This is a genomic window from Pseudomonas sp. FW305-3-2-15-E-TSA4 (assembly GCF_058787295.1).
In genome coordinates, this window is record NZ_JBYSZP010000019.1 from 93,106 (window position 1) to 111,534 (window position 18,429).

The following is an 18,429-nucleotide window of genomic DNA, read 5'->3' on the forward strand; positions in this document are numbered from 1 at the left end:
AATCCGTGCCCCGTTTAGCGTGGCACGGATTTCTTCATTCCCCGGAGAGCATCGCCGGCACCGTAAACCGAAACTCCGTGCCCTCACCTGGCTCACTGCTGGCCTCGATGCGCCCGCCATGGGCTTCAACAATCCCCTGCGTGATGTACAAGCCCAGTCCGGTTCCGGTCGGGTTGCCCTCCTTCACCGTCCAGTAACGGTCGAACACCCGCGCCAGGTTTTCCTTGGGAATGCCTTCGCCGGTATCGCGCACGGTAAACACGATCTCTTTGCCGTCAGACTTGGCCAACACGCCCACCGAACCTTTGCGCGGGGTGAACTTGATCGCGTTGCCGATCAGGTTCGACAGCACCTGAAACAGGCGCTCCGGGTCGGCGTGGATTTTCAGGTCGGGATCGGCCTCGAACGAGATATTGATGTCCTTGTCCAGCGCCAGTGGCCCGAGCAGCGACTGGGTTTCCTCGAACATCTGCCCGACATCCAGGGTCTGCGGGGCGATGGTGTAGCGCCCAGCGTCGATCTTCGAGGTGTCGAGCAGATCTTCCAGTAGCGTGTTCATCCGCCCGGCCGCCTGCTGCATGGTGTCGATAGCCGTGGAGATGCGCCGCGAGGTGTGCGGGCCGTCGGAACTGAAAGTCTTCTGCATCATGCCGCAGAGCATGGAAATCACGGTCATCGGGTTGCGCAGGTCATGGGACACCACCGCCACCAGCTCATCACGGGCGCGCACCGCCTCCTGCTCGCGGCGTACCTGTCGGGCCAGGTCGTTTTCCAGTGCCGAACGGCGCAGATCGTTGGCCGCGAACAGATCGCCATGACTCCATTTGGTGGAGATCCCGGCCATCTCGACTTTCCAGATTTCGAACGAAGTACGCGGACGCAGACGCAGGCCGGCGTCGGAATTTTCCAGATCCAGCGGTTTGCGCGGGTCGCCGCTCCAGTTGATGTTTTCCTTGACCTCGGGACGGAACCACATCACCCCGTTGTCCACCGGTTTGGGCAGGCTCATGGCAAGCACGCCGCTGGCCACTTGCTGAAACTGCGCGGCTGGCGGATAAACGCTCGCCAGATGATGGCTGGCGAATACCGGCTCGCCGGTGTTCTGCAACCACTTGTGCAGGGCGCGAATGTCTTCCGGCTCCGGGCAGTTGCCATAACGGTGCAATTGCTTGTCTTCGATGATCGCAATGCCCCCGGCCCCGGCCAGCGCCATAAGCACTTGGGGTTGTTGCGCCAGACCGTCGAAGACGTTTTCCGGCGAGTCGATCATGGCCTGATTGAGCAGCGCCAACGCCTCGACTTTCTCCTCGCGCTGGCGGCTGATTTCCAGCGCTTCCATCGCGCTGATCTGCAGCGACAGCACCTGACCGATGGTCTGGCACGCGCTGCGCAGTTCATGCGGCACGTGCAGCGGCTGGCGGTTGCCGCAGCTGATCAGGCCCCAGAGTTTGTCGCCCTTGAGCAGCGAGATGCTCATCGACGACAGCACGCCCATGTTCTTCATGTACTGGCAATGAATCGGCGAGACGCTGCGCAGAGTGGCAAAACTCAGGTCCAGCGGGGTCTGGGTGTCCGGGCGCAACTTGGGCACCAGCGGCACCGGCTGGTAATCGGCATTCGGGATGATCCGCAGCCAGTTGGTGCGGTACAGCTCGCGCGCCTGCTCGGGGATGTCCGAGGCCGGGAAAAACAGGCCGTTGAACACTTCCATCGACGGATCGGACGCCTCGGCGATCACCTGACCGTGGCCCTCCTCCTCGAAGCGGTAGATCAGCACCCGGTCGTAACCGGTCATGGCCTGGATTTCCTTGACGCTGATGTCGTACAGCGCCTGCAGCGAAGTGGCCGCTTGCAGTCGCTGGAGCATGCGCCCCAGATGGGTCTGGTTGCCGGCGACGTTGCGCGGCTGGAAATTTTCGACGTGGATTTCCAGTTCCAGAATCAACACGCCTTGATGACGGTGCAGCAACCCTTCGAACGCGGTGCCGTTGAGGCGAAAGTGCAACGGTCCGGCATCGGCAAATACCGGTTGTTGCAACGCCTCGCGCACGGCCACCGCGTGCGCCTCACCCAGCAATTCGTGCAGCGGCTGGCCGATCAGTTCCTGCGCCGGGCGTGCCAGCAGGGTCTCGACATTGGCGCTGATCTGAATGATTTCCAGCGTCGGCTCGCTCAGGGTCAGCAACAGGCCATGAGGCTGGATCGCCCCGGGAAAGCGGATCGGTTCGTCGGCACAGTTGGCCAGCAGTTCTTCAAAAGCTTCTTGGTCTTGCGGGTTCATGCCAGTACCTCCCGGCTTTCGAGCCAGCGCTCGAAACAACTGAATGTGGTTCGGGCCGCCGCAACCACGGCTTCACGTTCGCTCGCATCCAGCGATCGACTGCCCAAGTATTCAATGAAAGCGCGCCAGCGGCGGCCAGTGGCGGCGCCATAAATGTCGAGGAACGCCGCGCCATTGTCGGCGTTCAGGCTCAACCGCGAGGCGATTTCGCGGCGCAGGATCTGCCCGCCGAGGGTTGCCCCTTCCAGCACGTACGTCACTCCCAGACAGGCAGCGCTGGAGTCGATCACGGGCAGCGCCTGACACAGCGGCAAACGGGCGATAGCCTCGACCGACAGACCCTGGGCCCTCAGATCATTGAACAGGGTCGGCGCCTTGAGACGTGGCGCAAGATCGAAATCGACCGGGATTGCGCCGCTGTCGAGCAATGCGCTTTCCAGCGGTCGATAAAAGCCGTAGTAGGCCTGCATCAGCCGTACAAAAGCGTTGGAATCGAGGGTATCGGAGAAAAAAGGAAGACGTTTTTCCAGTGCGATGTGCAGTTCGGCAGTGCCGGCTCGCAGATCTTGCAGCACCGGTGGCACATAAACTTCACGGGCCTTTGCTTGCATGTAGATCGCTCTTGGTGGGGCCGCTTCGGGGCCGGCAGGGTGTTTGCAGCTTTGGACGAATATTACACGGCAAACGCCTTTTTCTGACTTGGCGCACAGATTTTTCTGACGAAACCATCGCCTTCAGACCTTTCAGAGTTCTGGAGAATCAGAAAAGTTCGACTCGATCAAAGAGGCTGCCAAGGCTGTACCGCGACAGCACCGCATGACTGTACGGGTCAACGCGCCCGCAGCCTGTGATAAAAAAGCGTCATCGCTTCTGGAGCCCAAGCCCATGGATCTCGCCACGCTTTCGCTGTTTCTCCCGGCCTGTTTCGCCCTGAACATGGCCCCCGGCCCGAACAACCTGCTGTCGGTCAGTAATGCCACTCGCTACGGCTATCGTCGGGCGTGTGCCGCCGGTGTCGGACGGATTATCGCGTTCGCCGCAATGATCGCCCTCGCCGGGGCAGGATTGTCGGTGGTGCTGCAGACCTCGGAATGGCTGTTCCATGCGATCAAGATCATCGGCGCGGCGTACCTGCTTTACTTGGCCTGGCAACTGTGGCGGGCCAACCCCGAGGCCGAGCAGCAGGTCGCAGGAGCGTCGGTGGGGTTCTGGCGGCTGGCACGTCAGGAGTTTCTGGTGGCGGCGGGCAATCCGAAAGCAATCCTCCTGTTCACCGCGTTTCTGCCGCAATTCGTTGATCCGGGCCGCCCGGTGCCGGCGCAATTCGCCGTGCTCGGCGCGTTATTCCTGCTGCTGGAGTGGATCGCCATCGGCGCCTACGCGTGGATGGGCCTGCACATGCGCCGCTGGTTCGCCGAGCCGCGCGGCAAACGGATCTTCAACCGTTGTTGCGCAGGGCTGTTGTCGGCGGCAGCTTCGGTGTTGTTGATGACGAAACGCGCTTAAACCTCGGAAGGGCCTTTGAGCTCGACCTGATTGCCGTCCGGGTCAAAGCAATACAACGACAGGCCGTAGCCCTCGGCACCGAAGCGTCGAGCGGCTTTTTCCACGGTCAGACCGTGCGCCTGCAAGTGTTCGATCAACGCCGGTTCATCAAAGGGCTCGATACGCAGGCAGAAGTGATCGACGTTGCGCCGCTCGGTACCGGCCGCCCCGCCACCCTTTTTGCCGAGTTCGCCTTGCAAGTCGACGAGGTCGATCATCGAGGTGCCGGCGCGCAGGTGCACCAGACCCAATGGTTCGTTGTGCCTGACCACCTCGGCGCCGAACACCTGGCGGTAGAAATCGATACTGCGTTGCAGATCGGCGACCCGCAGGACGATGTGATCGAGGTGTTGAATGATGAACGGCTGCATGGGTTGGCTCCATTGAGTCGGTGACCCGCTGATTGTGGTGCAGAATCGAAAAAATTCACTGTCGATTTTTCGGTGGAGCCATCGAAAACCTGGATTTAAGCTCTGCCCATGAACATACAAACCGCACTCCTGCCGCCCCACGCCGAGATGGTTCGCGCCATGCTCGAACGCGACACCGCCTACGAAGGGGTGTTCTTCACGGCCGTGAAAACCACCGGGATCTTCTGCCGCCCCAGCTGCACGGCGCGCAAGCCGAAACCGGAGAACGTCGAATTCTTCGCCCATGCCGATGAGTGCTTGAGCGCCGGTTATCGCGCCTGCCTGCGCTGCAAGCCGCTGGACGCCGCAGCCATCGCCCCCGACTGGGTGCAGCGCCTGCTCACCGCCGTCGATGCCGACCCGGAAATGCGCTGGAGCGATGCGCAACTGCTGGCCGAAGGCATCGAACCGCTGAAGCTGCGGCGCTGGTTCAAGCAGCATTTCGGCATGACCTTTCATGCGTGGCTGCGCACGCGCCGGCTCGGTATGGCGCTGGGCGGGATTCGCCAAGGCACCTCGATTGACCATGCGGCGTTCGACTCAGGCTATGAATCGCTCAGCGGTTTTCGCGATGCGTTCCAGAAGTCGTTCCACATCACCCCGGGTCGTGCGGCCAACAGTGAACCGCTGCTGTTCACCCGCCTGACCACGCCGCTGGGGCCGATGATCGCGATGGCCGAACGTCGCGGACTGGTGTTGCTGGAGTTTCTCGATCGCCCGGCGCTGACCCGCGAGGTCGAGGAACTGCAGGCCCGCCATGGCTACGTGGTCGCACCGGGACACAACGCGCATTTGCGGCAGATCGAAGAGCAACTCAACGAATATTTTGCCGGGACCCGCACTCTGTTCAGCGTCCCGCTGCACCTGCCCGGCAGCGCGTTCGACCGGCAAGTCTGGGAGCAACTGCTGCAAATTCCATACGGCCACACCAGCACCTACGGCAGCCTCGCGGCACGCCTGGGCAAACCCGGCGCCAGTCGGGCGGTGGGGCTGGCCAACGGGCACAATCGGCTGGCGATCGTGGTCCCGTGCCATCGGGTGATCGGTGCGGACGGTTCGTTGACCGGCTATGGTGGTGGACAGCCGCGCAAGGCGTTTCTGCTGAGGCTGGAAAACGCTGCGGTGCAGCTCACGCAACCACTGGCTTTCTGACGCTTTGCACCACTCACAAGAAAGGATCTCGATGAACGCACTTGACACTCGGTTCCACCAGTTACACCAGGAAGGTCTGCTGATCCTGACTAACGTCGCCGACGCCACTGGCGCGCGACTGGTCGAGCATGCAGGCGGTAAAGCGGTCGCCACCAGCAGCGCGGCAGTCGCTTGGGCGCATGGCTATCCAGACGGCAACACCCTGCCCCTCGAACGGCTGATTTCAACCGTGGAATCCATCGCGCGGGTGATCCAGGTGCCGCTGAGCGTGGACATCGAGGCGGGTTATTCCGATGACCTCGAGCGCGTGGCCGAAGTGATCGACGCGGTGCTTGCCGCCGGTGCGGTCGGGATCAATATCGAGGACGGCAGCGGCGCCCCGGAGCTGTTGGCGCGCAAGATCGAAGTAGCACGGCAGATCGCTCAGAAGCGTGGTGTGAAGCTGTTCATCAATGCGCGCACGGACGTCTACCTCAAAGGTCTGGTACCGGCCGAGGATCGCGTCGCCGAAACCCTGCACCGTTCAGCGTTGTATCAGGCGGCCGGGGCTGATGGCTTGTTTGCCGCTGGCGTGACCGCCGCTTATGAAATCCAGGCAATCTGCAAGGGCACGTCACTGCCGGTGAACGTGCTCGGCTTCGCCTGCCTGCCCTCGCCGACCGAGCTGCAAGCTTTGGGCGTGCGGCGCCTGAGCGCCGGGTCGGGAATCGCCGAGTTCCTCTACGGCGCAATGGGCTCGCTGGTGAAAAGCTTCCTCGCCAGCGGCAAGCTCGACACCCATGATCTGAAGGCGCTGACCTACGGCGAAGTCAACGGACTGCTGAAATAGCATGCCGGATCGTTATCAGGCGGCCAGCGAATTTCTCGCCGCGCTCGACGAGGACTGGCAGCGCCACGTTGCAGCCGTCGGCCAGTGCCTGCATCAACCGCACCCGGCGCGTGACCCTTACGAATCGCTGGTGCGGGCAATTGCTTATCAGCAACTGCACGCCAAGGCTGGGGATGCAATTGTCGGGCGTCTGGTGGCGCTGTTTCCGGGGCAGACGTTTCCCCGGCCTGAACAGATTCTCGCGACCGACTTCGATCAACTGCGCGGCTGCGGTTTTTCGGCGGGCAAGATTGCGACCATTCAGGGCATCGCCCAGGCAACGCTGGACGGTGTAGTGCCGGATTATCCCACCGCGCTGGCAATGGAGGATGAAGCGCTGATCGAACGCCTTGTCAGCCTGCGCGGGGTTGGCCGCTGGACCGTGGAGATGCTGCTGATTTACAGCCTGGAGCGCATGGATATTCTGCCGGCGGATGATTTTGGCGTGCGCGAGGGCTATCGCCGATTGAAGGCGCTGGAGGTACAGCCGACGCGCAGGCAGATGATCGAGATCGGCTTGGCGTGGAGTCCGTATCGGACGGTGGCAGCTTGGTATTTGTGGCGCGTTGCCAAGGTCTAGACCGCGTTATCGTTCTTCGCGAGCAAGCCCGCTCCCACAGAGGAACGCATTTCAAAATGTGGGAGCGGGCTTGCTCGCGAAGGCACCAGTCGACTCAACCTCAAATCAAAGACCTGACTTCAACTTGCTGAACGCCCGAATCAAAGCCCGATTGAACGCCTTGCCATTGTCATTCTTGCTATACAGCGAAGCCCGCACCGCCTCCGACGGATACGTCCCCGGATCATTACGGATCGACGCATCCACCAGACCATCCGCCGCCGTGATCGCATTGGCGTAGTGGATGGTGTCGGTGATCGGCGCGATCACCTCAGGCGTCATCAGGTAATCCATCAACGCCAGCCCGGCCTGTGGATGCGGCGCATCCTTGGGAATGACCATGGCGTCAAACCAGATCAACGTGCCTTCTTTGGGGATACGGTAACTGAGCTGGAACGGCTTGTTCGCCGCTTGCGCCTGCCCCGCCGCAATCGCCACGTTGCCATTCCACGACATCGCCACGCAGGTGTTGCCGTTGGCCAGGTCGCTGATGTTCAGATCGTTGTCGAAGTAGCGAATGTACGGGCGGATCTTCGCCAGTTGCTGCTCGGCGAGTTTCAAGTCATCAAGGTTCTGCCGGTTGATGTCCAGGCCCAGGTACTTCATGACTGCGGCGAACACTTCGTTCGGATCGTTGAGCAGACTCACCCCGCAATCGGCAAATTTCGCCACCACCGCCGGGTCGAACAGCATCGCCCAGCTGTCGGTCGGCGCTTCTGGTAAACGCTGCTTGATCGCTTGCTCCTGATAGCCGACGCCGGTGGTGCCCCAGGCATAAATGCCGGCGTAACGGTTACCCGGATCGAACACCGCCATGTGCTGGCGGAACTCCTCGCCAACCCCGGCAAAGTGCGGCACCCGAGCCTTGTCCAGCGGCTGGATCGCACCGCTTTCAATGGCCCGCGACAGGTGCTGGCCGGCGGTCAGTACCAGGTCATACCCGCTACGTCCGGTGAGCAGTTTGGTCTCCACGGTTTCCAGCGAATCGAAGTGATCGGCGACCACATGAATGCCGGTCTGCGCCTCGAAATTCTTCAGCGTATCCGGGGCCAGGTACTCGCCCCAGATGTACAGATTGACCACCGGTCTGGCGGGGTCGGCGGCCTGCACACACAGGGGTGCAAGCACCAGCAATAACGCTTGAGTCAGTTTGTGCAGGCCCATGGTCAGGCTCCTTTTTTCTGGCCGGCGTATTGCGGCATGGTGATGCACGCGACGTTGCCGCCACCGAGGAGGATTTCCCGGGAGTTTTCGATGCCGACAATCTTGTGCTGCGGGAACAGTTCGGCGAGGGTCGCCAGCGCCACCTGATCGTTGCGATCACCGAACAGCGGCACCACGATCGAGCTGTTGCCGGCGTAGTAGTTGATATACGACGCACAGATTCTGGTGCCGACCTGACGGGTGTGGGTACTGTCCTGCTGATCGAGGCCTTCGGCTTCTTCGGCGGTCCACTCCAGCACGTCCGGTTGCGGCAGCTTGTGCACGATCAACTCGCGGCCACGGCTGTCGCGGGTGCTGCGCAGGATGTCGTAGGCCTCTTGATAGATTTCCCACTGCGGATCGTCGCGGTTGTCGGTCCATTGCAGCACCACTTCGCCGGGGCGCACGAAGCACGCGAGGTCATCGACATGGCCATCGGTTTCGTCGAACTTGCAGCCGCGTGGCAGCCAGATCACTTGTTCGGCGCCGAGGTAATCGGTCAGGCGCCGGGTTACTTCGTCCTTGCCCAGATGCTGGTTGCGATTGCGGTTGAGCAGGCACTGTTCGGTGGTGAGGATGCTGCCCTGACCGTCGCTCTGGATTCCGCCGAGTTCGGCAATCAGCGGCGCGCGGTAACGGTCGAAACGTTCGATTTCGAGGATCTTGCTGGCGATCTGGTCGTCCTTGTCCCAAGGGTAGTACAGGCCGCCGTCGAGGCCGCCATAGGCGTTGAATTCGAAGTCGACGCCACGCACTTCGCCGCTCTGGTCGTTGACCACAAAGCACGGGCCGCTGTCGCGGAACCAGGTGTCGTTGCAGGTCATCTCGACCACGCGCACTTGCGGCGGCAACTGGCGGCGGGCGGTGGCGAATTGCGCGGCGGAGGCGCAGACGGTGACCGGTTCGCTCTGCGCGATGGCGGTGACGATCTGCACCCAGACTTTCTGCGCCGGTTTCGCGCCGTTGCGCCACACGTCAGTACGCTCCGGCCAACCGAGCCAGCAACCGGCCTTGCGTTCGAATTCGCCGGGCAGACGGAAGCCGTCGTGTTTAGGGGTGGAGTCGAGCAAACGTGCCATGGTCAAACCTCGTCTTGGGGTTGGGAATGACCACAGGCTAAGGTCGCGGACGGCTGGCCCGCCAACGATGAATATTGCGGAACAGTTGAATTCAACTCATCAATCGGCCAGTTGATCGTTGAACCATTCGAGCATCTGCGCCACGGCAGGACGCTCTAGGCGCAGCCGCTCGCAGACCAGCGCATATTGGCCCAGCGCGGTCATGCTCGATGCGAACGGCCGCACCAGCCGCCCGCTGAGCAAGTCCTCCTGCGCGGTGAGGTTGTCGCCCATCGCCACACCCTGCCCCTGTGCCGCCGCTTCCAGCGCCAGACCGGCGTGAGCGAAATACAACTGGCGCTGCGGGCGCAGATCGCCGGCGTGACTGGTCAGCCATGCGGTCCAGGTCTTGCCGTCCTGATCGTCGTGCAGCAGGCAGTGGCGCGCCAGGTCTTTCGGGGTTTTCAGAGTGCCTTGGTTGAACAGTCCGGGGCTGCATACCGGGAAGAACTGCAGCGCCGGCAACGGCCGCACGAAATAGGCGCTGCTGTCCACCGGGCCGGTGCCGTAGGTGATCGCCAGGTCGATGTCTTCGCCCGGCGCGCTGGCGTCGATCGGCTGTTCGTAGAGATGCAGGGTGATGTGCGGATAGCGCACGTAGAAATCGGTGAGGCGGTTCATCAGCCACTTTTGCGCCAGCTCGGCGGTGACCGCCAGGCGCAACACCGCCAGCGAGGAAGGATCGCGCAGTTCATCACAGGCCTCGCCGATCAGTTCGAAGGCCTGCTGCAGGCTCTGCATCAGGCGTCCGGCGGCGATGGTCGGGCGGATCTGCCGGCCTTCGCGGATGAACAGCGAAACGCCGAGCTGCTCTTCGAGCTGACGGATCTGGTGGCTGACCGCGCTGTCGGTGACGCACAACTCGGCGGCAGCCCGGCCGAAATGCGCGTGGCGGGCGGCGCATTCGAAGGTTCGCAGGGCCGCCAGTGAGGGGAGTCTTCGCATGGGTTGGGGTGCCTTTTTTTGGGACATGCTGACCGGGCTGGCGGTGGGCGTCCAGTGCGACCGAGTTATCGTTCTTCGCGAGCAGGCTCGCTCCCACATTCTCGAACGCGCTCCCCTGTGGGAGCGAGCCTGCTCGCGAAAGCGTCTGCATGATCGCCACAAATCTTCTAGGCTCAACCGCACCCCTTCAGCCAACCGGAGGCCCCTCATGCACCTCGAAGGCTCCTGCCATTGCGGCGCCGTCACTTTCAGCCTGACCAGCGTCCATCCCTACCCCTATCAACGCTGCTACTGCTCGATCTGCCGCAAGACTCAAGGCGGTGGCGGTTACGCGATCAACCTCGGTGGCGATGCGGCCAGCCTCAAGGTTCAGGGGCGCAAGCACATCAGCATCTACCACGCGAAGATGAAGGAAGCAGGTGAAAAACGTGCCCATCGCAGCACGGCCGAGCGGCATTTTTGCTCACAGTGCGGCAGCGGTTTGTGGCTGTTCAGCCCGGAATGGCCGGAGTTGATTCATCCATTCGCCTCGGCCATCGATACGCCACTGCCGGTGCCGCCGCAGCACACACATTTGATGCTGGGGTCGAAGGCGCCCTGGGTCGAGGTGGATGCGAAACCCAAGGACAAGCAGTTTGCGGTGTATCCCGAGGAGTCGATTGCGCAGTGGCATGAGCGGTTGGGGTTGGTCAAATGAGCAGGGGGTTGTGTTGTGATTGATGGCTCTATCGCGAGCAGGCTCACTCCTACAAGGGAATGCATTCCAAATGTAGGAGTGAGCCTGCTCGCGATAGGGCCCAACCTGTCTACACAAATCAGTCCAGATGCGCCCAGGTCATCCGGAACGACGCCCCACCCCACACTGATTCCCCGACCTCGACCTGCCCGCCATGGGACTGCGACACCCGTCGCACCAATGCCAGACCCAGCCCAAAGCCACCGGTACGCCGATCGCGACTGGCATCCAGCCGCGAGAACGGCTCGAAGATTTTCTCCCGACCTTCCACCGGCACACCCGGACCGTCGTCGTTGACCCGCACTTCGTAGTAATCGCCGCTGCGCACCAGCGTCACTTCGACACGGCGCTCGGCATAACGAATAGCGTTGCGCAGCAGATTGATCACTGCGCGCGCCATAAAGCGCGGCTCGATGCGTACGGTGTCGAGCAGGCAGTCACCAATCAGCAACTGCACCCCCGCCGCTTCCGCCTCCAGCGCCACGCTGCCGACCACGCTGTCGAGCCAGTTGGCCGCTTGAATGTTTTCGCACTTGATCACCGTCGCGCCACGTTCGAGGCTGGCGTAGGTCAGCAGCTCGGAGACCATTTCTTCCAGTTCGCCAAGGTCGGCGTACATGTCGGCGATCAGTTCGCGGTTCTGGCTGGCGTCCGGTTGCTGCTTGAGCTGGTCGAGTTCGAACGACAATCGCGCAATCGGCGTGCGCAGTTCGTGGGAAACCGCGTTGGTCAGCTCACGCTGATTGGCGATCAAACTCTCGATGCGCGCCGCCATCAGGTTGAAGTGTTCAGCCAGATCGCGAATGTTCGAGCGCTTTGACAGTTGAATGCGCACCGACAAATCGTTGTCTCCAAAACGCTCGGCGGCCAGACGCAGTTTTTCCAGATCGCGCCAGTGCGGACGCACCCAGAAAAACAACACACAGCCGATCAGCACGGCGATCATCAAGTAGGCACCGGCAATGTAGAACGGCATCAGGCTGGGTTCGGCGGGCAAGCGAATGCTGAGCAGTTGCGAGCCGCCGTCGATGGCTGAAATGTATTGGGTGTATTTGTCGCGGATCACCAGCAAGCCTTGAGCAAGCTCGGCTTTTTCCTCGTCGCTGAGCGCCAGTTGATCGGCGTCGACCAAGGTCAACCCCAGGCCATAGTGCGGGCGCAGGGCCTGCAATTGTTTTTCACGGGCCGGGCCGTCGAGGTTGCGCAGCAACTCCCCCAGCGTCCAGGCCTGACCACGCACCGCCTCGCGGTTGTAGTCCTGCATCTGATAGTCGAGCAAGGCATCGAACGTACGCTCGACAGTCTGCAACGCCAGGACCAGGCCCACCGTCATCACCAGAAACAGCCCGAGGAATAACCGCAGCATCTACAGCTCCCACGCGAACGGATTGAACAGATACCCCTTGCCCCACACGGTCTTGATGCACACCGGTTCGCGTGGGTTGTCCTTGAGTTTGTTGCGCAACTTGCTGATGTACACGTCGACGCTGCGGTTGAGCCCGTCAAAAGCGATACCGCGCATGCGATTGAGGATGTCATCGCGGGACAGGGTCTTGCCGGCGGCGCTGGCCAGCAACCACAGCAGCTCGAATTCCATGGTGGTCATTTCGATGATCTCGCCGGCCAGACGCACTTCGCGACAGCTGCGATCGATGCTCAAGCGCCCGAACTCCAGTGCACTGACCACGCCAGCTTCCGGCATCTGCCGCCGCTGCAAGGCGCGCAGCCGAGCGAGCAGTACCGGCGGTTTGATCGGTTTGATCACGTAGTCGTCGGCGCCGGATTCCAGGCCGAGAATATGGTCGAGGTCGTCTTCCTTGGCGGTAAGGATGACAATTGGCGTGTCCGACACGCTGCGGATTTCCCGGCACACGTGCAGGCCGCTCTGCCCCGGCAGCATCAGGTCGAGCACCACCACTTTGGGCTGGAACTCGAGAAACGCGGCCACTGCCAGATCACCGCGATGCACCGCGCGCACCTCGTAGCCATGTTGTTCGAGAAAGTGCGCAATCAACGTGGCCAGACGCTCATCGTCTTCGACCAGCAGGACTTTGCCAAAACCCAGGTTATCCATAACGACCGTCTGCCAACCCATGTGTGAAGTGGGCGACAGTATGGCGGGATTCGTCGGAGAGGCGTTGTTTCGGGCAGCAAAAACCGGCCGCAGGGGCCGGTTTTCGGTGATATTTCATACTCTTAAGAGTTTTTAACAGTTTGTGTTTCAGGCCGCGGCCGGCACACCACTGTGAAAGCGGAATTCTTCATCCGGCGACTCGATCAGCTCCTGCTCGGCAGCACGCACCTTGTCGATCACCTGAGCGATGTCCTTCACGTCGCCGTACTGGTAAGCCAGTTTCAGATAACCCTGGAAGTGCCGCGCCTCGCTTTTCAGCAGGCCGAAATAGAACTTGCCGAGTTCTTCGTCCAGATGCGGCACCAGCGCTTCGAAACGCTCGCAACTGCGCGCTTCGATAAATGCGCCGACCACCAGGGTATCCACCAGTTTCACCGGCTCATGGCTGCGCACCACTTTGCGCAGGCCCGAGGCGTAACGCCCGGCATGCAACTGGCGCAGCTCGATCTTGCGGCGTTTCATGATGCGCATGACTTGTTCGTGGTGCACCAGTTCTTCCCGGGCCAGACGCGACATCATGTTGATCAGGTCGACGTGGGAATGGTACTTGGCAATCAGGCTCAACGCGGTACTGGCGGCCTTGAACTCGCAGTTCTTGTGGTCGATCAACAGGGTTTCCTGATCGGCCAGTGCCGCCTGGACCCAGGCGTCGGGCGTGCGGCAGCCAAGGAATTCGTGGATTTCGGGAAGGATCATGGGGCTCACGGTAAAAAGTGTACGAGCAAAGGCCGCCGATTATACCGGCCTGCCCGCAGACCACCAGTCGCAGGCGTTGATATGTATCAAGTCGCAGGCGCATGAGCAGCAACTATAGTTGTGCAACGCCGTGCCTTTTCTTTGCTGGAGACTCCGCTCATGCAAGCCATTCGCAGCATTCTGGTGGTCATCGAACCCGAACATTCGGAAAGCCTGGCGCTCAAGCGCGCCAAGCTGATCGCCGGCGTGACCCAGGCCCATCTCCACTTGCTGGTGTGCGACCGCAAGCACGACCACGCCGGCATGCTCGGCGTGCTCAAAGCCGCGCTGCTGGCGGATGGCTACAGCGCGACCACCGAACAGGCATGGAACGAGAGCCTGCACGAAACCATCATCGATGTGCAGCAGGCCGAAGGCTGCGGGCTGGTGATCAAGCAGCACTATCCCGACAGTGCGCTGAAAAAGGCTCTGCTGACGCCGGCGGACTGGAAACTGCTGCGCCACTGCCCGACCCCGGTGCTATTGGTAAAAACATCCACTTCCTGGAAAGACCGGGTGATTCTTGCGGCCGTGGACGTGGGCAATGCCGATGGCGAACACCGGCATTTGCACACCACGATCATTGATCACGGCTACGACATTGCCAGCCTCGCCAAGGCGCATCTGCATGTGATCACGGCGCATCCGTCACCCATGCTCTCGGCAGCGGATCCGACCTTTCAACTCAAGGAAACCATCGAGGCGAAATACCGCGAACAGTGCAAGGCGTTTCAGGCCGAGTTCGATGTGGACGACGAACACCTGCACATCGAGGAAGGCCCGGCGGATGTGCTGATTCCGTTCATGGCGCACAAACTGCAAGCGGCAGTGACCGTGATCGGCACCGTGGCGCGCACCGGGTTGTCGGGCGCGTTGATCGGCAATACCGCTGAGGTGGTGCTGGATGCACTGGAAAGCGACGTGCTGGTGCTCAAGCCGCAAGAGGTTGAGGATCATCTGGTGGAGTTGGCGGTGAAGCACTGAGGATTACGGTGCCTGAACCGGCGCCTTCGCGAGCAGGCTCGCTCCCACAATTGGAATGCAATCTCCTGTGGGAGCGGGCTTGCTCGCGAAGCTTTTGATCTTCAGGCGCCGAAGGCGTCTTTCAGGAAGCCAGGGGCGATGTAGCGCTGATAATGCGCTTCCGACAGCAGGAAAAATTCCCGATCAATGGCATCGCGCAACTCCGGCAGGTTCCAGTCGCGGAACTCCGGCAGCAACACCATCCCGTAGGCTTCCAGATTAATGATCACCCGCGCCCCGCGCGCAATCAGCTGATAGGCCCAGCAATATTCCGACTGATGCGGCACGAAGCGGATCTTGCGCTGCTCCAGCTGTTGGCGAAGGCGCGCCGGATCGAAGATCTCGACCTTGCTCGCCATCACTTGTGACAGCAATTGCTCCAGACGCAACCACACCGCACGCTTTTCCTCCTCGCCGTAACCATTCCAGTGGATCACTTCGTGGTGGAAACGCTTGCAGCCACGGCACACCAGATCTCCGTAAACAGTGGAGCAGAGGCCGACGCAGGGGGTCTTGATGGTCTGATTGGGCATAAAATGGCAAAACACTGAAACGCGGAACAGGCCGGCATGTTAGCCCTTTGTCGGGCATTGATCACCCCTCAAACGTCAGGGGCAAGCGCTGGCTCGCGGTTTACCCTGCCCGTGCACAACGCCACCAAAGTCCAATAGAGCGCGACTTACCTTTAAGTTTTTTTTGCCGTAGAATCAGCCAGCCTTTTAAGGCGCCAATGTCCGTTAGAAGCTGTTTTCAAAGCGTCACGAGCACAGTCGTTCCTTCAGAGCGGTGTTGGCGAAGGGTTTTTCCAGCGGGGAAAAGCCCAACGCCAACCCTCATCAGCTCCCCGTTCTGCAGGCGTAAAACTTTGAAAGCAGCTTCTGTAAGGAATTGCCGGTAATTCTGGCCAAACGACCCACAACGTCGTGCGGTGCATGAGTACGGCAATTTCGGGATGAGCGTCCCGGACACCCATTTGGGACCACTGATGAGGGTAATAACTGTGCTTGAAGCCTACCGCAAACATATCGAAGAGCGTGCAGCCCTGGGTATCGTTCCCCAGCCGCTTAACGCCGAACAAACTGCAGGCCTGGTCGAGCTGCTGAAGAATCCTCCGGCTGGCGAAGAAGCTTTCCTCGTTGACCTGATCACCAATCGCGTACCACCAGGAGTGGACGAAGCCGCTTACGTCAAAGCCGGTTTCCTGTCGGCCCTGGCCAAAGGCGAAGTCACCTCCCCTCTGCTGGACAAGAAGCGCGCTGTAGAACTGCTCGGCACCATGCAGGGCGGCTACAACATCGTGACTCTGGTTGAACTGCTGGACAACGCCGAGCTGGCGCCAGTGGCTGCCGAAGAACTCAAGCACACCCTGCTGATGTTCGATGCCTTCCACGACGTGGCTGAAAAAGCCAAGAACGGCAACGTTCACGCCAAGGCCGTGCTGCAATCCTGGGCTGACGGCGAGTGGTTCAAGAAGCGTCCTGTCCTGGCCGACAAGATCAGCCTGCGCGTATTCAAGGTCACCGGCGAAACCAACACCGACGACCTGTCGCCTGCACCAGACGCCTGGTCGCGTCCTGACATCCCGCTGCACGCCCTGGCCATGCTGAAAATGGCCCGTGACGGCATCGTTCCGGACGAGCAAGGCAAGACCGGCCCGATGAAGCAGATCGAAGAAATGCGCGGTCAAGGCTTCCCGATCGCCTACGTCGGTGACGTGGTCGGTACCGGTTCCTCGCGTAAATCGGCGACCAACTCGGTGCTGTGGTTCTTCGGCGACGACATCCCTTACGTGCCGAACAAGCGCGCTGGCGGTTTCTGCTTCGGCAGCAAAATCGCTCCGATCTTCTACAACACCATGGAAGATGCCGGCGCACTGCCAATCGAGTTCGACGTGTCGAACATGAACATGGGCGACGTGATCGACCTGTACCCGCACGCTGGCAAAGTCTGCAAGCACGGTACCGACGAAGTCATCACCACCTTCGAAATGAAGACCCCTGTGCTGCTGGACGAAGTCCGTGCCGGCGGTCGTATTCCGCTGATCATCGGCCGTGGCCTGACCGAGAAGGCTCGTGCCGAACTGGGTCTGCCGGCATTCGATCTGTTCAAGAAGCCGGAAGCACCGGCTGAAAGCACCAAGGGCTTCACCCTGGCGCAGAAAATGGTCGGCAAGGCGTGCGGTCTGGCAGAAGGCAAAGGCGTTCGTCCTGGCACCTACTGCGAACCGAAAATGACCACCGTCGGCTCTCAGGACACCACCGGTCCGATGACCCGTGACGAACTGAAAGACCTGGCGTGCCTGGGCTTCTCCGCTGACCTGGTGATGCAGTCCTTCTGCCACACCGCGGCGTATCCGAAGCCGATCGACGTGACCACCCACCACACCCTGCCTGACTTCATCATGACCCGCGGCGGCGTTTCCCTGCGTCCGGGCGACGGCATCATCCACTCGTGGCTGAACCGCATGCTGCTGCCGGACACCGTGGGTACCGGTGGTGACTCGCACACCCGTTTCCCGATGGGCATCTCGTTCCCGGCCGGTTCCGGTCTGGTCGCGTTCGCCGCTGCCACCGGCGTCATGCCGCTGGACATGCCGGAATCGATCCTGGTGCGCTTCAAAGGCAAAATGAAACCTGGCATCACCCTGCGTGACCTGGTTCATGCCATCCCTTACTTCGCCATCCAGAACGGTCTGCTGACCGTCGAGAAGAAAGGCAAGAAAAACGCCTTCTCCGGCCGCATCCTGGAGATCGAAGGTCTGGAAGGTCTGACCCTGGAACAGGCGTTCGAACTGTCCGACGCCTCGGCCGAACGTTCGGCTGCCGGTTGCACCATCAAGCTGTCGAAAGAGTCGATCACCGAGTACCTGCAGTCCAACATCACCCTGCTGCGCTGGATGATCGGCGAAGGCTACGGCGATGCACGTACCCTGGAACGTCGCGCGCAAGCGATGGAAGCCTGGATTGCCAACCCTGAGCTGATGGAAGCCGATGCCGACGCCGAATACGCCGAAGTCATCGAAATCGATCTGGCCGACATCAACGAGCCGGTACTGTGCGCGCCGAACGATCCGGACGACGCCCGTCTGCTGTCCAGCGTGGCTGGCGAGAAGATCGACGAAGTGTTCATCGGTTCGTGCATGACCAACATCGGTCACTTCCGTGCTGCCGGTAAACTGCTGGATCAGGTCAAGGGTCAGCTGCCAACCCGTCTGTGGCTGTCGCCGCCGACCAAGATGGACGCTCACCAACTGACCGAAGAAGGCTACTACGGCATCTACGGCAAGGCCGGCGCACGCATGGAAATGCCAGGCTGCTCGCTGTGCATGGGTAACCAGGCACGCGTTGAGCCGAACAGCACCGTGGTCTCGACGTCGACCCGTAACTTCCCGAACCGTCTGGGCGACGGCGCGAACGTCTACCTGGCTTCGGCCGAGCTGGCGTCCGTGGCTTCGATCCTGGGTCGCCTGCCGACCGTCGAGGAGTACATGGAATACGCTGGCAAGATCGACAGCATGGCGGCCGATGTCTACCGCTACCTGTCCTTCGACCAGATCGCCGAGTTCCGTGAAGCTGCTGCGAACGCCAAGATTCCAGTCGTTCAAGCCTAACGTTACAAAGCAATAGAAAACGCCGCCCATCGTGAGATGCGCGGCGTTTT

General features: G+C 61.2%; 17 protein-coding genes. 7 read left to right on the forward strand and 10 right to left on the reverse strand.

The features are described from left to right. Positions 1–34: 34 nt before the first annotated feature. Positions 35–2,281 carry an ATP-binding protein gene (locus AC3WMV_RS24025; protein ID WP_103369387.1) on the reverse strand — a complete coding sequence of 749 codons (2,247 nt, stop codon included), beginning with the start codon at positions 2,279–2,281 and terminating at the stop codon, positions 35–37. Continuing rightward, positions 2,278–2,892: a biliverdin-producing heme oxygenase gene (locus tag AC3WMV_RS24030; protein ID WP_097087943.1), complete on the reverse strand. Its 615-nt coding sequence runs from the start codon at positions 2,890–2,892 to the stop codon at positions 2,278–2,280. The genes AC3WMV_RS24025 and AC3WMV_RS24030 overlap by 4 nt, the downstream gene beginning before the upstream one ends. A 274-nt stretch (positions 2,893–3,166) precedes the next feature. Here AC3WMV_RS24030 and AC3WMV_RS24035 point away from each other — a divergent pair, with 274 nt between their 5' ends. Then, on the forward strand, positions 3,167–3,787 hold the full coding sequence (locus tag AC3WMV_RS24035; RefSeq protein ID WP_103369388.1) for a LysE family translocator: 621 nt from the start codon (positions 3,167–3,169) through the stop codon (positions 3,785–3,787). On the opposite strand, the gene AC3WMV_RS24040 is transcribed toward AC3WMV_RS24035, so the two are convergent. Then, a complete protein-coding gene (locus tag AC3WMV_RS24040; RefSeq protein WP_103369389.1) occupies positions 3,784–4,197 on the reverse strand; it encodes a VOC family protein in 414 nt (137 codons plus the stop codon). The genes AC3WMV_RS24035 and AC3WMV_RS24040 overlap by 4 nt on opposite strands. Positions 4,198–4,305: 108 nt before the next feature. Between AC3WMV_RS24040 and AC3WMV_RS24045 the strand changes: the two genes are divergently transcribed. From AC3WMV_RS24045 to AC3WMV_RS24055, 3 genes are read left to right on the forward strand one after another with little or no spacing between them, the layout of a single operon-like run. After that, positions 4,306–5,388 (forward strand): bifunctional transcriptional activator/DNA repair enzyme AdaA, encoded by a 1,083-nt coding sequence (locus AC3WMV_RS24045; protein WP_103369390.1) that lies wholly within the window; start codon positions 4,306–4,308, stop codon positions 5,386–5,388. A gap of 31 nt (positions 5,389–5,419) precedes the next feature. Beyond that, a complete protein-coding gene (locus AC3WMV_RS24050; protein ID WP_103369391.1) occupies positions 5,420–6,217 on the forward strand; it encodes an isocitrate lyase/PEP mutase family protein in 798 nt (265 codons plus the stop codon). 1 nt (position 6,218) lies between these two features. Then, entirely contained in the window at positions 6,219–6,836 is a 618-nt protein-coding gene (locus AC3WMV_RS24055) for a DNA-3-methyladenine glycosylase family protein (RefSeq protein ID WP_097087952.1), read from the forward strand. Between the two features lie 105 nt (positions 6,837–6,941). Here the strand turns inward: AC3WMV_RS24055 and AC3WMV_RS24060 are convergent, their stop codons facing one another. The 3 genes from AC3WMV_RS24060 to AC3WMV_RS24070 all read right to left on the reverse strand — a co-directional run bounded on the left by AC3WMV_RS24060 (position 6,942) and on the right by AC3WMV_RS24070 (position 10,141). Next, positions 6,942–8,039 (reverse strand): extracellular solute-binding protein, encoded by a 1,098-nt coding sequence (locus tag AC3WMV_RS24060; protein WP_103367849.1) that lies wholly within the window; start codon positions 8,037–8,039, stop codon positions 6,942–6,944. A gap of 2 nt (positions 8,040–8,041) precedes the next feature. Continuing rightward, on the reverse strand, positions 8,042–9,157 hold the full coding sequence (aguA, locus tag AC3WMV_RS24065) for an agmatine deiminase (protein WP_103367850.1): 1,116 nt from the start codon (positions 9,155–9,157) through the stop codon (positions 8,042–8,044). A 99-nt stretch (positions 9,158–9,256) separates the two neighbouring features. Next, positions 9,257–10,141 carry a LysR substrate-binding domain-containing protein gene (locus AC3WMV_RS24070; protein WP_103367851.1) on the reverse strand — a complete coding sequence of 295 codons (885 nt, stop codon included), beginning with the start codon at positions 10,139–10,141 and terminating at the stop codon, positions 9,257–9,259. 208 nt (positions 10,142–10,349) lie between these two features. On the opposite strand from AC3WMV_RS24070, the gene AC3WMV_RS24075 reads away from it, so the two are divergent. Continuing rightward, the gene (locus AC3WMV_RS24075) at positions 10,350–10,838 is read left to right on the forward strand and encodes a GFA family protein (RefSeq protein ID WP_103367852.1); all 489 of its coding nucleotides are present in this window, start codon (positions 10,350–10,352) and stop codon (positions 10,836–10,838) included. 118 nt (positions 10,839–10,956) lie between these two features. Here AC3WMV_RS24075 and AC3WMV_RS24080 read toward each other — a convergent pair whose 3' ends face one another. From AC3WMV_RS24080 to AC3WMV_RS24090, 3 genes are all read right to left on the reverse strand, one after another. Beyond that, a complete protein-coding gene (locus AC3WMV_RS24080) occupies positions 10,957–12,243 on the reverse strand; it encodes an ATP-binding protein (protein ID WP_027613171.1) in 1,287 nt (428 codons plus the stop codon). Beyond that, on the reverse strand, positions 12,244–12,951 hold the full coding sequence (locus AC3WMV_RS24085; protein ID WP_027613172.1) for a response regulator: 708 nt from the start codon (positions 12,949–12,951) through the stop codon (positions 12,244–12,246). 147 nt (positions 12,952–13,098) lie between these two features. Beyond that, positions 13,099–13,707, reverse strand: coding sequence for a MiaE family protein (locus tag AC3WMV_RS24090; RefSeq protein WP_103367853.1), 609 nt, complete (start codon positions 13,705–13,707; stop codon positions 13,099–13,101). 159 nt (positions 13,708–13,866) lie between these two features. Here AC3WMV_RS24090 and AC3WMV_RS24095 point away from each other — a divergent pair, with 159 nt between their 5' ends. Further along, the gene (locus tag AC3WMV_RS24095) at positions 13,867–14,730 is read left to right on the forward strand and encodes a universal stress protein (RefSeq protein WP_027613174.1); all 864 of its coding nucleotides are present in this window, start codon (positions 13,867–13,869) and stop codon (positions 14,728–14,730) included. A 101-nt stretch (positions 14,731–14,831) separates the two neighbouring features. Here the strand turns inward: AC3WMV_RS24095 and AC3WMV_RS24100 are convergent, their stop codons facing one another. Continuing rightward, positions 14,832–15,302 (reverse strand): DUF1289 domain-containing protein, encoded by a 471-nt coding sequence (locus AC3WMV_RS24100; RefSeq protein ID WP_007965774.1) that lies wholly within the window; start codon positions 15,300–15,302, stop codon positions 14,832–14,834. Positions 15,303–15,769: 467 nt separating this feature from the next. Between AC3WMV_RS24100 and acnB the strand changes: the two genes are divergently transcribed. After that, entirely contained in the window at positions 15,770–18,379 is a 2,610-nt protein-coding gene (gene acnB / locus AC3WMV_RS24105) for a bifunctional aconitate hydratase 2/2-methylisocitrate dehydratase (protein ID WP_027613175.1), read from the forward strand. Positions 18,380–18,429: the final 50 nt, after the last annotated feature.